Origin of the sequence: Sphaerisporangium viridialbum (assembly GCF_049674955.1) — a bacterium.
Taxonomy (GTDB): domain Bacteria; phylum Actinomycetota; class Actinomycetes; order Streptosporangiales; family Streptosporangiaceae; genus Sphaerisporangium; species Sphaerisporangium viridialbum.
Genome location: NZ_CP187232.1, coordinates 5,911,238 through 5,925,319, shown reverse-complemented (window position 1 = coordinate 5,925,319; position 14,082 = coordinate 5,911,238). Strand labels below are relative to the sequence as shown.

Annotated in this window: 12 protein-coding genes; 2 read left to right on the top strand and 10 right to left on the bottom strand. The window is 73.4% G+C overall.

From position 1 onward, the window contains the following. Window positions 1–11: 11 nt before the first annotated feature. Complete coding sequence (locus ACOZ38_RS26575) at window positions 12–407, top strand: thioredoxin family protein (RefSeq protein WP_405152073.1); 396 nt, start codon at window positions 12–14, stop codon at window positions 405–407. A gap of 116 nt (window positions 408–523) precedes the next feature. On the opposite strand, the gene ACOZ38_RS26570 is transcribed toward ACOZ38_RS26575, so the two are convergent. Next, a complete protein-coding gene (locus ACOZ38_RS26570; protein ID WP_405150815.1) occupies window positions 524–1,864 on the bottom strand; it encodes a class II 3-deoxy-7-phosphoheptulonate synthase in 1,341 nt (446 codons plus the stop codon). A 93-nt stretch (window positions 1,865–1,957) separates the two neighbouring features. Next, window positions 1,958–3,163, bottom strand: coding sequence for an FAD-dependent oxidoreductase (locus ACOZ38_RS26565; RefSeq protein WP_424533881.1), 1,206 nt, complete (start codon window positions 3,161–3,163; stop codon window positions 1,958–1,960). A gap of 181 nt (window positions 3,164–3,344) precedes the next feature. Here ACOZ38_RS26565 and ACOZ38_RS26560 point away from each other — a divergent pair, with 181 nt between their 5' ends. Next, window positions 3,345–3,902: a hypothetical protein gene (locus ACOZ38_RS26560; protein ID WP_424533880.1), complete on the top strand. Its 558-nt coding sequence runs from the start codon at window positions 3,345–3,347 to the stop codon at window positions 3,900–3,902. Between the two features lie 136 nt (window positions 3,903–4,038). Here the strand turns inward: ACOZ38_RS26560 and ACOZ38_RS26555 are convergent, their stop codons facing one another. From ACOZ38_RS26555 to ACOZ38_RS26520, 8 genes are all read right to left on the bottom strand, one after another. Beyond that, window positions 4,039–5,037, bottom strand: coding sequence for a phosphotransferase family protein (locus ACOZ38_RS26555; RefSeq protein WP_424533879.1), 999 nt, complete (start codon window positions 5,035–5,037; stop codon window positions 4,039–4,041). 96 nt (window positions 5,038–5,133) lie between these two features. Beyond that, window positions 5,134–6,030: an aldose 1-epimerase family protein gene (locus ACOZ38_RS26550; protein ID WP_424533878.1), complete on the bottom strand. Its 897-nt coding sequence runs from the start codon at window positions 6,028–6,030 to the stop codon at window positions 5,134–5,136. Between the two features lie 339 nt (window positions 6,031–6,369). Beyond that, window positions 6,370–8,106: a condensation domain-containing protein gene (locus ACOZ38_RS26545; RefSeq protein WP_424533877.1), complete on the bottom strand. Its 1,737-nt coding sequence runs from the start codon at window positions 8,104–8,106 to the stop codon at window positions 6,370–6,372. Next, the gene (locus tag ACOZ38_RS26540; RefSeq protein WP_424533876.1) at window positions 8,103–9,527 is read right to left on the bottom strand and encodes a 2-oxo acid dehydrogenase subunit E2; all 1,425 of its coding nucleotides are present in this window, start codon (window positions 9,525–9,527) and stop codon (window positions 8,103–8,105) included. The genes ACOZ38_RS26545 and ACOZ38_RS26540 overlap by 4 nt, the downstream gene beginning before the upstream one ends. After that, entirely contained in the window at window positions 9,524–10,537 is a 1,014-nt protein-coding gene (locus tag ACOZ38_RS26535; protein WP_424533875.1) for an alpha-ketoacid dehydrogenase subunit beta, read from the bottom strand. The genes ACOZ38_RS26540 and ACOZ38_RS26535 overlap by 4 nt, the downstream gene beginning before the upstream one ends. Then, window positions 10,534–11,490: a thiamine pyrophosphate-dependent dehydrogenase E1 component subunit alpha gene (locus ACOZ38_RS26530; RefSeq protein WP_424533874.1), complete on the bottom strand. Its 957-nt coding sequence runs from the start codon at window positions 11,488–11,490 to the stop codon at window positions 10,534–10,536. The genes ACOZ38_RS26535 and ACOZ38_RS26530 overlap by 4 nt, the downstream gene beginning before the upstream one ends. Then, on the bottom strand, window positions 11,487–12,794 hold the full coding sequence (locus ACOZ38_RS26525) for a glycosyltransferase family 4 protein (protein ID WP_424533873.1): 1,308 nt from the start codon (window positions 12,792–12,794) through the stop codon (window positions 11,487–11,489). The genes ACOZ38_RS26530 and ACOZ38_RS26525 overlap by 4 nt, the downstream gene beginning before the upstream one ends. Next, on the bottom strand, window positions 12,794–14,074 hold the full coding sequence (locus tag ACOZ38_RS26520) for a glycosyltransferase (protein ID WP_424533872.1): 1,281 nt from the start codon (window positions 14,072–14,074) through the stop codon (window positions 12,794–12,796). Before ACOZ38_RS26520 ends, ACOZ38_RS26525 begins: the two co-directional genes overlap by 1 nt. Window positions 14,075–14,082: the final 8 nt, after the last annotated feature.

Below are 14,082 nucleotides of genomic sequence, written 5' to 3'. Positions count from 1 at the left end.
AGGAACCACCTGTGGCGACCATCGCGGTGAACGAGACCAACTTCAACGAGATCGCCGACGAGGGCATCGTCCTTCTTGACTTCTGGGCCGCCTGGTGCGGGCCCTGCCGGACCTTCGGGCCGATCTTCGAGAAGGCCTCCCAGAAGCACGAGGACATCACCTTCGGGAAGATCGACACCGAGGCCGAGCGCGGTCTCGCGGAGGGTTTCGACATCACCTCGATCCCCACCGTCATGGCGATCCGCGACGGCATCGTGGTCTTCGCCCAGCCGGGCGCGCTCCCCGAGCCCGCCCTGGAGGACCTGATCAGGCAGGTGCGGGCGCTCGACATGGAGGCGATCCGCAAGGAGATCGCGGCCGACATCGACGCCGGGGCCGAGGGCCCGGAAGACGGCCGCCGTCCCTGAACGGCCGCACTCGGGAACGGCACTGACTTCCACCGCCGTCCGGTCACGCGGCCGGGACAGCCGGAAACCGGGGCCCTCCCAGGTGGGAGGGCCCCGGTTCGCGTTTCGGGGTGGGCTCAGCTGGAGCGGTAGAGCTCGGCCACCCGGAAGGCCAGGTCGAGGGACTGGCCGCGGTTGAGACGGGGGTCGCAGGCCGTCTCGTAGCGCAGCGCGAGGTCCTCCTCGACGATCGCGTGGCCGCCGCCGACGCACTCGGTGACGTCGTCGCCGGTGAACTCGATGTGGATGCCCCCAGGATGGGTGCCGAGCGCCCGGTGGACCTCGAAGAAGCCCGCCACCTCGTCGAGCACGTCGTCGAGCCTGCGGGTCTTGTGGCCGCTCGGCGCCTCGAAGGTGTTGCCGTGCATCGGGTCGCAGATCCAGGCGACCTGGGCGCCGCTCGCCTGGACCTTCTCGACCAGCGTGGGCAGCGCGTCGCGGACGCGGGAAGCGCCCATGCGGGCGATGAAGGTCAGCCGCCCGGGCTCGTTGGCCGGGTTGAGCTTGTCGATGAGCGCCAGCGCGTCCTCGGGGGAGGTGGCCGGCCCCAGCTTGACCCCGATCGGGTTGCGGATGCGGCTGAAGAACTCCACGTGGGCGCCGTCGAGCTGGCGGGTGCGCTCGCCGATCCAGACCATGTGCGCCGACACGTCGTACGGCAGGCCGGTGCGGGAGTCGACGCGGGTCAGCGCGCGGTCGTAGTCGAGGATCAGCGCCTCGTGCGAGGAGTAGAACTCGACCGTGTGGAACTCCTCGGGATCGGCCCGGCAGGCGTGCATGAACGCCAGTGCCTGGTCGATCTCGCGCGCGAGCTGCTCGTAGCGCCGGCCCGCCGGGGACTCGGCCACGAAGTCCTGGTTCCAGGCGTGCACCTGGCGCAGGTCGGCGTACCCGCCCTTGGTGAAGGCCCGGGCGAGGTTCAGCGTGACGGCCGAGGAGTGGTAGGCCCGCAGCAGCCGCGCCGGGTCGGGGGTGCGGGACTCGGGGGTGAAGTCGAAGCCGTTGACCATGTCGCCCCGGTAGGCCGGGAGCTCGACGCCGCCGCGGATCTCGGTCGGCTTGGAGCGCGGCTTGGCGAACTGCCCCGCCACGCGGCCGATCTTGACGACCGGGACGCGGCCGGCATAGGTGAGCACGATGGCCATCTGCAGCAGCGTCCTGAGCTTGTCGCGGACGTTGTCGGCGGTGGCCCCGGCGAAGGTCTCGGCACAGTCTCCGCCCTGCAGGACGAAGGCCTCGCCACGGGCGACGGCGGCGAGGCGGTCCTTGAGCTCGTCGCACTCTCCGGCGAACACCAGCGGAGGCAGGCCCTGCAGCTCGGTGACGACCCGCTCCAGCGCGGAGGGGTCGGGCCAGTCGGGCTGCTGGGCGGCGGGTAGCTCCCGCCAGGAATCCAGGTTGATCGGTTCGGCGCTCACCCTGAAAGGCTATTGCACCATCCCCTCTTAACCGACCCACTGTCCACTCCGTGAGAAGCGAGTCCCGAGCGGCGGTATGAACGGCGAGCCGCGTCACTCCCCGGCCGAGGGCGACCGCACGTGCTCGGGCAGGACGCCGAAGCCGATGAAACGGCGTGTCAGGGCGCCGATCACCGGCAGCCGGGACGGGTCCACGGGCAGCCGCAGCGGCTTCGCCGAGCCCTTGAGCGCGGGGCGGATCAGCCGGTTCTGCACCAGCCGCTGCGCGGCCTGCGTGACCACCGTGGGGAACGTGCGCCGGCGCTGTAGCCTGCGCAGCAGCGACTCGGGCACCTCACCGGCGAGCAGGGGACCGGTGAGCAGGTTGGCCGCCGCCACCGCGTCCTGCACGGCCAGGTTGATGCCGACGCCGAACACCGGCGACATCGCGTGGGCGGCGTCTCCGATGAGGAGCAGGCCGGGCCTGTGCCACCGCCGCAGGCGGTTGAGCAGGACCACCAGCACGCTCACGTCCTCGAAGCCCCTGAGCTTCTCGGTGCGGCCGGCGAGGAAGGGCAGCAGCGCGCCGACGGACGCGCGCATCGCCTCGATGCCCTCGGCCTGGAGCAGCTTGTAGCCCCCCTTGGGGATGAGGTAGGCGAGCTGCCAGTACGTCTCCCGGTTGATCGCGACCATCATGTGGCCAGAGGAGACGCGCAGGAAGAACTCCTCCGGATCGCCCTGCTCGCGGGGCAGCCGGAACCAGGCGACGTCCATGGGGGCGCCGCGCTCCACCGGCACCAGGCCCGCCGCCCGCCGCACGTCGGAGTGCCGCCCGTCGGCCCCCACGGTCAGGGTGGCGCGAAGCTCGTGCTCGCCCTCGGCGTCCCGGTAGCGGACGCCGCGTACCGCGCCGCCCTCGCGGATGACCCCGACGACCTCGGCCTCCATGACCAGCCGGAAGGACGGGTAGCGCCGGGCCGCCGCGACGACCAGGTTGAGGAAATCCCACTGCGGCACGAATGCGATGTAGGGGAACTTGGTCCTGAGCCCTCTCAGGGAGGCCAGCTCGACGACGCGGTCATCGGTCCAGATCGACAGGTCGTACGCCTTGCGGTGCGCCAGGGAGTGGAATTCCTCGGACAGGCCCAGCTCGTCGAGCACCTGGAGGGTCGAGGGATGGATCGTGTCTCCCCGGAAGTCGCGCAGGAAGTCGGCGTGCTTCTCCAGGAGCGTCACGTCCACGCCCGCGCGGGCGAGGAGCAGAGCCAGCACGGCCCCGGCGGGGCCCCCTCCGGCGATCACACATGTGGTCGGCATATTCATCACCCGTTGAAATCATTGCACACATCGCCCTCCCGGCAAACCCTGCCCAGGGGACGGCCCGGCGGATCCTCCCGGGCGCGACGTGCGGCCGAGGAATAACCCGGCGGCTGCGGGGCAGTCGGTTGTCGGCCCCCCAAAGGGGCTTGGCACCGAGGCGACTTGGAGTTGAGGTCACATGATCGTGCTGGGCCTACTGTTCATCCTTCTCGCCGGCGCGGCCCTGGTCGCGGTGGCGAACGACGCGACCGGCGGCGTCACGGCGTCGATCACGGTCCTGGACCGGACGCTCCAGCTGAGCAAGCTGGAGCTCTTCCTGGCCGGAGCGGCCACCGCGGCCGTCTTCCTGATCGGCCTGATGATGCTCACCGGTGGCATGCGCCGGACCGGCGCCAAGCGCAGGAAGCTGCGCGAGGCCCGGGTCGAGACGCGCGACCGCGTCGCCCGGCTGGAGGAGGAGAAGCGCCGGCTTGAGCGCAAGCTGGAGTCGGAGGCGTCCGCCACGCCGGCGACGGCCACCCCGGCCGCCGTCCCGGTCAACGTTCCCGTCGAGACCACGCCCGCGGGACGGCACGCCCACGTGTCCGACCGTGACGGCGACGGCGTCGACGACCGCGCCGAGAGCACCGACGAGCGGGTCGGAGCCGGTACGCAGCCGGTGCGCGTCGTGAAGGATCCCTACCCCGCCGACCAGCTGGTCGCGGGCAACCGTTCGCCCCGTGACACCGGCGCCTGACGTGCCGGCGGAGGCGAGCCGGAAGCGGCCGGCCGCCCGGGGACCGGGTCCCTGGGCGGCCCTACCCGCCCGCCGCCGCCTTTCGAGGCCGGTGGGCCACCGTTGCGTGCGGCGCGCGGCCCCGTCGCCGTATGGGTCACCGCTGCCTGAGGAACGCCAGGCTGTTCGTCAGGCCCGTGGTCGCCAGGTCGCGGATGCGGGCGTAGGACTCCTCGGGGTACTGCCTGGGGCCGCTCTCGACCAGCAGGATCAGGTAGAGGTACACGCGGTAGAGCGCCTCGCGCCTGCGGGCCTCCGGGGTGAGGTCGAGCTTCCCGCCCGCCTCACGGTAGCCCGCCAGGATCGGATCGTCGTCCCTGAGCTCGCCGAAGATCGTCGGGGTGATGAATTCGGCCAGCGGATCGCCCCAGAACGCCCGCTCGTGGTCGATCAGCGCCTGGATGCCGGGCGTGCCCTCCGGGGGCAGCGAGAGGAAGACGTTGCCCGGCCAGACGTCGAAGTGGACCAGCGCGGGGGCGGTCACCTCGTCCAGCACGTGCACGCTTGAGTAGATGCCGCCCGCGATGTCCACCAGCGAGCAGGGAAGCGGGGTGGCGTAGCGCACGGCGTCGTCCATGAGGGCGCCCATCATGGCGATGAACGCGTCACGCCAGGTGGGGCCGGTGAGCCCGGCGTACGGGTAGCCGTAGAGGCCCTGGCCGGGGATGGCGTGCAGCGTGGCCAGGTGACGCCCGAGCTCGTGCCGCAGCACCCGCTCGTCGGCGTCGCCGAGGGAGGTGGCTTGGTTCCACGGCACCCCGTCGAGCGCCGACATGATCAGGTAGTCGCCGCCCAGCTCGGGGTCGTCGAAGCCCGAGTGCAGCAGCCGGGGGAGCGGGAGCCCCGTGGGCGTGGCCAGGTGGTACACCAGCGCCTCGGTGCGCAGCAGGTCGCGCTCGTAGCGCAGCAGCTCGAGATCGGGCGGCGGGGCGACCTTCAGGACGACCTGCCGGCCGTCGCCGAGGCTGAGCCGCCACACCGCGTTGGCGAAGCCGTCGGTGAGCTCCTCGGCCGACGCCACGCCCGTTCCCAGCGCTCCAAGGATCAGCGCGTCCAGCTGGGCGGCCGACAGCCGGCGCTTGGTCCTGCTCTCCATCGGTCACATCACTTCGGCTCGTCGAGACGTTCTGGCTCGGGAGGGTCGGATTCTGTCGAGACGGCCCGGTGGCCGGTCGTCGGGGGGTGCGGGCGGTCAGACGACGGAGATCGTCCAGCTCGCCTCGTGCTTGCCGCCCGGGTCGAGCACCACCAGGTCGGTGCCCGAGTTGAAGGCGTCGGCCGGGCAGGTCATCGGCTCGACGGCGATGCCCCGGTGGCCGAACCCCGTGCCCGTGCAGACCTGAACCCACGGCATCGTCGCGGCGTCCCAGGAGATGCGCACCCCGCCCCGCGCGCCCCGCAGCCGTACGTGCGCCGTGCCGCCGGGGTCCGCGGCGAGCCCGGTGAACGCCTCGTCGAGCACGGTGCCGCCGAGCCGGCGGGGAGCCCGGAAGTCGAAATCGGTGCCGGCGACCGGCTCCAGCGTGGTCGGCAGGAGCACCTCGTCGGTGCGCAGCACGCGCTCGGCCGGCAGCTCCAGCTCCCAGCCCTCCTTCGCGCCGTCGTCGGCGATCAGCCACGGATGCGGCCCGCAGCCGTACGGCGCGGGGCGGTCGCCGACGTTCTCGGCGGTGAGCGTGGTGGTCAGGCCGTCGGGACCGAGGGCGTAGCGCACCTGCAGCGCCAGGCGGAAGGGATAGGCGGGCGACGGCTCGATCGTGTGCGCCAGCCGGACGAACCCGTGGTCGTCCTCGACGGCGAGCAGCTCGACGGCCTCCCAGTCGGCGAACGCCACCAGGCCGTGCAGCGCGTGGCCGCGCTCGGGCTCGTTCACCGGCGCCTCGAACCGCTCACCTTGGAAGGTGTACGCGCCGCCGGCGAGGCGGTTGGGCCACGGGGCGAGGAGGGTGCCGCTGTAGTGCGGGATGGGCCCCTCTTCCGGCCAGCTCGCCACGAGATCGCGGTCGCCGTGCCTGAGCACCCGCAGGGCCGCGCCCAGCGGGGTTATCTCGGCGCGGTAGTCACCACCGTGGAGAACGTACTGAGGCACGGGGGAATCCTCTCATCGACGCGCGAACGCAAAGAATCCGGGCGACACCTTGGCGGGCACGCCCCATCATCCCCGTTGCCGACCGGTGATCAAAATTTGACCGTCGGCCTCGCGGATGGTGGGAGCGCTCCCATAGCGTCAGAAGGTAGGGGCTTTCGGCCGGAGAGTCAACTAATTCGGTAAACGCCGCCCTCGTTCCCGGGGCTGGGCCGAGATGCGGCCGTGCGGGTGAAATCGCAGGTCGGAATGGCTGAGGGCAGCGCGTACCGAGCCCCGGCGCCACGCCTCCCGACCCCGTCCCCACGGGCCGCCGGCGTGCGGTTTGACGACCCGTGGGGGTCAGTCGCCGAAGTCAGGTCTCTTTCCGAGGGCGGTCAGGGCGCGGACGAATCCGCCGACCGTGGGAGCCTCGAAGAACATCCACGCCGGAACCTCGACGCCGAGGCTCTCCTGGACGCGTGCCGCGATGTGGGTGATCGCCAGCGAGTCGCCGCCGAGGTCGAACAGATCCGCGTCCTCCTCGATGTCCGGCTTTTTCAGGACTTCTGACCAGATGCGGCTGACCTCCGCCGCGAGCCTCTCGTCCACCGGGTCGCCGCCCGGCGGCTCCGGTGCGGCCGGTGCGGTCGCGGGCGAGGCGGCCGGGCGGCGGGGGAACGACTCCAGGGACGGCACCGCCAGCTCGCCGACCGGCACGTCCGGCGAGATCGACAGCGCGTCGAGCATCGCCTCGAAGGCCGGGCCCAGGGCACCGGCCACCTCCTGCGGCACCCGGTCGACCCGGTGGGTGAGGACCAGCTCGTACCCCGTCCCGCGCGGGATCATCGTGAGCGTGAGGTCGTAGGCCGACCCGTCGACCTCCTCGCTCCACTCGAAGGCCCGGAGCCCGTCCCACCCGCCCGGCGGCGCGGAGGCGTCCTGCTGGATCAGCGCCACCTGGAAGATCGGGTGCACGCCCGGCCGCCGCCGTCCCCCGAGGCCCGACACCAGCGTGTCGAACGGCACCTCGTTGGCGAGCGCCGTGCCGACCTCGTCCCGCGTCCTCGCCACCACGGCGCGGAAGCCCTCTGTGCCGTCGACCCGCAGGGGGATCGGCACCATGTTGATGAAGCAGCCCACCAGATGCTCCAGCTCCCGGCGCGCCCGCGTGCCGGACACCGTGCCCACCGTGAGGCCGGACGAGCCCGTGACGCGGTGCAGCAGCACCGAGAAGGCCGCCAGCACGGTCACGAACGGCGTCGCGGAACCGCCTCGCAGCGCGTCCATCAGGCGGCCTTCGACCTGGACGGCCGTGGTGGCACTCAGCCGCCCGCCCGGCCGCCGGGGTGACGCGGCGCCCTGCTCGCCGCCGAGCGGGGGCGGCGGGTCGGCGAGGCGCTCGCGCCAGTGGTCCAGCCGCTCGCCCGCGTGAGCCCGCGCCCGGGCCCGAGCCCACGCGGCGTAGTCGGCGTACGTCACGGCCGGCGGCGCGGGGAGCGCCCTGCCGCTGTAGAGGCCGGCGAGGTCGCGGGCGACGACGCCCAGCGAACCGCCGTCGCACACGAGGTGGTCGCAGACGAACAGCAGCCGGTGCTCCTCCGGGCCCGTCCGGTAGACGGTCAGGCGCAGCAGCGGGCCGGTCGCGAGGTCGAACCGCTCCCCTCCGGCGGCCACGGCCAGCCTCCGGGCCGTCTCCTCGGCGGCGGGGTCGCCGGTGAGGTCGACCACGGTGAGCGGCGCGTCGGCCGAGCCGAGGATCATCTGGCGGGGCTCGCCGCCGGAGTTCACGAAGACCGTGCGCAGCGCCTCGTGCCGCTCGGTCAGGCCCGTGAGCGCCTTGGCCAGCGCGCCGAGGTCGAGCGGCCCTGACAGGCCGACTCCGAGGGTGACGTTCGGCGCGGCGACCTGGCGGTCGGTCTGGGCGGCCAGCCAGAGCCGCCGTTGCTCCGGGGAGCATTCGAGCAGGCCCGAGTCGCGGGGGACGGCGGGGATGGCGTCGCCGGCCGGGCGCCTGCGGGCCGCGAGCAGCCGGGCGACCAGCTCCTGGCGGTGCGAGGGAAGCCCGGCGACCCGCCCGCGCAGTTCCTCGTCGCTCACGCCGTCACACCTTCCCCGGCCGGAAAAGCCGGAAAAGCCGGAGAGGCCGGAGTCACGGGAGCCGCCGGAGTCGCCGACGAGGCCGGTGACGCGGGAGCGGCGGCCGGTGCGGCCAGGGCTTCCGGCGAGGCCAGGGCCGTGCGCAGGGCGTCCAGGAACAGGACGGCGTCGCGGCCGTTCACGATCCGGTGGTCGAACGCCACGCCCAGGTACACCACCTCCCGCACGGCGAAGCCGCCCGCGCCGTCCGGGACGACCTCCTGCTGCGGCGCGGCGAGCGACAGCGCGCAGGCGTGCCCGGGGAAGATGATGGGCACCGCCAGCACCACACCCGGCTCGTTGTGCAGCGTCACGACGATGTTGGCGCCCTGGAGATCACTCTCGCGCAGGTCACCGCGCATCGCGCTCATCCGGAACGTCATGAGGTCGCGGGATATGTCCGCCAGGCCGCGCGTCGAGGCGTCCCTGACGACGGGGATGACCAGTCCCTTGCCGACGTCGAAGGTGACCCCCACGTGCGCCGCCGCCGGCAGCCGTACGGTGCGCGCGTCGACGGGGGAGGCGAAGAACATCGGGAACCGCCCGTGGAGCGACCCCACCGCCGTGACCAGCAGCTCGGGGAGGCCGACCAGCGTGCGCAGGCGCCTGGTGAGCGCGCGGCCGGTCGAGAGCGCCGCGCCGACGTCGACCTTCATGACGGTGTACGCGGGCGGGATGGTCCGGTGCGACAGCTCCACGACCGCCGCGGCGCGCTGTTGCGCGCGCGACAGCGGCACGTCGGTGGACTGCCCCGCTTCCCCGCTCACCTCGGGGACCGCCGTCTCCGTCGCTTCCGGTACGGCCGTGCCGGCGGGCCCGGGGGCGAGTACGGTCGGGCCGGAGGCTGAGGCGGGTACGGCCCTGGTGGCGGGGCGGGAGGCTGAGGCGGGTACGGCCGTGGTGGCGGGGCGGGAGGCCGAGGCGAGCGCCTCGACGTCCGAGCGGCGGATGAGCTTCTTCCCGAGGCCGCGCACCCGCTCCGGGCCGATGCCCAGCTCGTCCATCAGGGCCTGGGCGGGAGCGGTGACGACCGGTCCGCCCTGGCCACCGGGGGCGTCCGGCCCGGCCGACGGGGCATCCCGGCCGTGCTCGCCACGGTGTTCGTCGGGGGCGCCACCGGGTTCTCCGCCCGGCGGACGGCGTTCCTCCCCGGCGGCGGACAGCCGGGCGATGACCTGGCCGGGCTCGCAGTCGGCGCCCTCCGGCAGGTGGTGGCCGAGGACGCCCTCGGCCTCCGCGACGATCTCCTCGGCGGCCTTGGAGGTCTCCAGCACCGCCAGCGGCTCGCCGGCCCGCACCCTCTGGCCCTCCTTGGCGACCCACTCCACCAGCACGTACTGGGCGTCGTTGTTGTTGAGCTTGGGCACGCGTACGTCGGTCATGCCAGGGCCTCCAGGACGGCCTCGCGGATGGTGGTGTCCTGGATCAGGACGTCGCGCTCCAGGTGAAGGGCGGTGGGCACCACGTCCGGCGCCGAGTGGACCACGCTCACCGGCTGGGGGAGGGAGCCCCACAGGTGGCGGTGCAGCCGGTGCGCCACCTCGCTGCCCCAGGTGCCCCCGGCGGCGCTCTCCTCGGCCACGCAGACGTGCCGCGTCCCTTCGAGCAGCGGGAGCAGCGGCCCGGGGTCGAACGGGTAGAGCCGGGCGGGCACCAGGAGCTGGCAGGTGATCTCGTCGTTCAGCAGCAGGGCCCGCATGGCCGAGATGGCCCGGTGCGCGACCCCGCCGGGCGCGATCAGCGTGCAGTCCGGCGGCGGCCCGTCGTCGAGCCTGACGCGGGCGACGTACGGCGGCGGCCCGACCAGGTCGTACGTGAACAGCTCGTCCACCTCGCCCCGCTGGTACGCCCGGCGCGTGTACAGCACCTTGTCCTCGAACAGCAGGCAGGGCTCGCCCAGGGACAGCAGGTGGGGGAGCAGTTCGCGGGCGTCGTGGAAGGGGCTCATCTCGAACACCGACAGCCCGGGGATGCCGATGAAGTGCTTCTGCAGGCTCTGGCTGTGCGTCGGGCCGTACCCCCGGCCGCCCCCGGTCGGGCAGCGCACCACCAGGGGGATCTCGACGCGCCTGCCGTACATCATGGTCGACTTGCTCGCGAAGTTCAGCAGCTGGTCGAACGCCAGCCCGGCGAAGTCCGCGAACATGATCTCGACGATGGCCTTGTCGCCGGCCAGTGCGAGCCCCGCGCCGACCCCGACGATGCCGCCCTCGCTGAGCGGGGTGGCCATCACGCGGGAGCCGTACCGGGTGGACAGCCCCTTGGTGACCTTGAAGGCCCCGCCGTACGGGTCGATGATGTCCTCGCCGAGCACGTGGACGCTCGGGTCGTCGGCCATCACCTGGTGCAGCGCCCGGTTCAGGTTGTCGACGATCCGCTCGGCCCGGCTCACGGGCGTTCCCCGGCGGTGGCGGCCCGGGCGACGGGGGGACGGGCGACGGGGGGACGGGCGGCGACCTCGGCGGCCACGCGGGCGACCAGCTCGCGCTGGCGGGCGTCGATCAGGGCGAACCGCTCGGGGAACGCCTCGGCGTACACCCGGTGCCAGCCCGACCGCTCGGCGTCGAGCCGTTCCCGCTCGGGGCGGGTGTCGTCGCCCTTGCTGTGCGGGCCGATCCGCTGGGTGACGAACTCCACGACCAGCGGCCGCGAGGTCTGCCTGACGGCGGAGACCAGCGGCCCGAGCTCGTCGCGGATGTGCGCGAGGTCGACGGTGGCGAACCGGTGGTGGTGGATGCCGAACGCCTCCGCCCGCGCGGCGACCGTGCCGGACATCTGCGCGGCCGTCGGCGTGGACTGGGCGATGCCGTTGTTCTCCACGACGACGAGCAGCGGCGCCCGCCACAGCTGCGCCATGTTCAGCGCCTCGTACACCGAGCCCTCGCCGAAGGTGCCGTCCCCGATGTACGCGCAGGCGAGCCCGCCGTGGGTGGTGCGCTTGAGCCGCAGCGCCACGCCGACGGCGACGGGAAGGCTCTCGCCCTGCACCCCGGTGGACAGGAACCGCTCGTGGAAGATGTGCTGGCTGCCGCCCACCCCGCCGCACAGCGCGCCCTCGCGGCCCATGATCTCCGCGAGCAGCCCGTACGGGTCGTCGTAGCGGGCCAGGAAGTGACCGTGGCCCCGGTGGTTGCTGAAGACGAAGTCGTCCTCGCCCAGCAGCGGGCTCAGCGCCACGGGGATGTGCTCCTGGCCGAGGCAGGTGTGGGTGGTCCCGTTGAGGGCGCCCCGCTCGAACAGCTCCAGCAGGGTCAGCTCGAAGTGGCGGATGAGCAGGAGCCGTTCGAGGTCCTCGTCGCCGACCTTGGCCACAGGCAGCCTGTACGACTGCTCGGTGCCGATCACGATGAATGGTCTCCTTGCTCGGGGGCGGTGGTGGGCGGGGGAGCGGCGTGCACCGCCAGCAGGGCGGCCAGCGCCGCCCGCCGTTCGGGGGTGAGCGCCTTGGCCCTCGGCCGGTCGGCGGCGGGGGCGGCGGGCGCGGGTGTCAGCTCGCTCAGATAGCGCTCGAACGCCCCCTCGTCCAGCGAGGCGACGAAGGACTTGGCGGCCTCCCGCGACCGCCCGCCCAGCTCACGACGGTGGGCAGGGTCGGAGAGCAGCCGGTCGAGCACCTCCAGCCACGGCCGCGCGTCCTGCACGGGGACGACCGGCACGGGCCGCGCGTGCGCTCCGGCCTCGTACGCGGTGATGCGCCGCACCGGCAGCAGGTACGGCACGCCGAGCTTGGCCTCCGACAGCCCGCCGACGTCGGAGGCGAGCACCGGGATGCCGCGCAGCATGGCCTCCACGGCGGTGTAGCCGAATGTCTCGTCCCACAGCGACGGCATCACGAGGATCTTGGTCATGGCGAGGATCACGTCGATGTCGTCGGCGGGCTCGACCAGCCTGATGTTGGGCCTGCTGTGAAGCGCGTCGAGGTCGGCGCCGGTGGCGCCCCAGGTGGGCACGGCGAGGAAGGGCGTGTCCGGGCGGGCGTCCGCCAGGGCCAGGAAAAGGGGCAGTCCCTTGTACGCGCAGGGGTTGACCATGGTCACCGCCCCCTCGTCATCGGGGTCGCGGCCGGTGAGGGGGGCGCCGTACACCTGCGGGTAGATCAGCTCCGACTCGATCGGCCCGTGCTTCAGCAGGTGGTCACGTGCCGCGCGGCTGACGGCGACGACCCCCGCGGCGGCCTTGACCAGGCGCGTCCCGGCCGCGCTCGGGTAGAAGGCCCCCGGGCCGAAGGGAAGCTGCTGCAAGGTGTGCGCCAGGTAGACGACCCGTCCCGGCGTCGCGCGCGAGGCGGCGCCCAGCATGATCAGGCCGGGGTCGTCGGAGGGCACCAGCGTCCAGGACGGGTCCAGGGTCCCGGCCACGGCGCCGACCTCCCGGGCCAGGCGCGAGGGGTTGACGACGGCGTGGGCCACGACTCCCCGGTACTCGTAGGTCACCGACTCGCCGGTCACCGAGTGGACGCGGGCCCCGAGGCCTTCCAGGTAGGACAGGTGCCGGTCGAGGGAGGTGGGGCGGAGCGCGCCGGACAGGGGGGCGACGACGTGGCACTCGTGGCCCCGGGCGGCGAGTTGCTCCATCAGGATGCGGTTCGACTTGTTGGCGCCGCCGTGGGTCGGCAGGTGGAACATGTTCTGGGCGAGCAGTATCCGCATCACGCACCCCGCTCGGCGAGCCGCCCGCGCAGGCGGTCGGCGACGAGCCGCCGCTGCTCGGCGGACAGGTGGTCGAGCCGCCGGCGTATCCCGTCGGCGGGCGAGTCGGCGACGGGGGGCTCCAGCAGCGCGGCGATCAGACCGGCCGCCTCGGCCGGCGCCTCGTGCGCGGCGTCCTCACCCGGGGGAGGGACGACCCTGCCCCGCCCGGCCTCCTTGGCGAGGAGGGCGGACACCTCCCGCGGCGTCCAGCGGGGTGCGGGCAGCCAGGAGGCCAGGCCGTGGCGTTCGAGGCGTTCGGCGTTGTCCGGCCGGTCGACCCCGTGGGCGAGGATCACCTGCGGGGTCCCGGCGCGCAACGCGCGGCTCAGGGTGCCGATGCCGCCGTGGTGCACGATCGCGGCGACGCGGGGCATGACGGCGCGGAAGGGCAGGCGGGGGTACCAGCTCACGCCGGGAGGCAGCGGGTCGGGCACCAGGTCGCGGTGCCGTACTACGAGCAGCACGGGACGTCCCGCGAGCCCGCCGCCCTCGACGGCGGCCGTGTAGAACTCCCGGTGCAGCATGCGCCCGGTGCCGCCGGTCACCAGCACCGGCCGTGGCCCGTCCGGCAGGCCGGCGAGCTCAGGGGGCAGGGCGTCGTCCTGGTCGTCGTCGGGGAGGGGGAAGCCGGTCAGCCGGACGCGCGCGGGGGAGCGCGCGCCCGCCCGGTCGAACCAGCGCGGCCACAGGCCCAGTTCGAGCCGGGCCGAGGCGAACCAGGCGTCCCAGTCGGCGACCTGGCCGAGCCCGAGCTCCCGCCGCACCCGGCCGAGCCCGTCCGCGAGCAGGTGCCGGTAGGCGTGCAGCGCGGCCCGCGCGGCCATGAGCTGGATCGGCGCCACGGCCACCCACGCCGCGGGGGCGCCGAGCGCCTCGGCCGCGAAGAGCACCGACAGCGCCGAGGTGTGCCGCCCGACGAGCACCGTCTCGCCCGGGCGGTGCCGCTCGGCGATGGCCCGGAACTCCAGGACCATCTGCTCGTACAGCCCGTTGCGCTCGTAGAACTCCGGCCAGCCGAGGCCGTGCAGCAGCTCGGGCGTGTCGGCCAGCGTCCGCTCGAACTCCAGCTGGGTGTCGACGGCGACGAAGTCCAGGCCGGCGCGGGCGGCGTGCCCGCCGTAGTGGGCGTGGGTGAGGAGCGTGACCTCGTGGCCGCCGGCGCGGAGCTGTCGTCCGAGCCGCACGAACGGCAGCACGTCGCCGTCGGTGCCATGGGTCACCAGCAGCATGGTGGCCATGTGCGGGG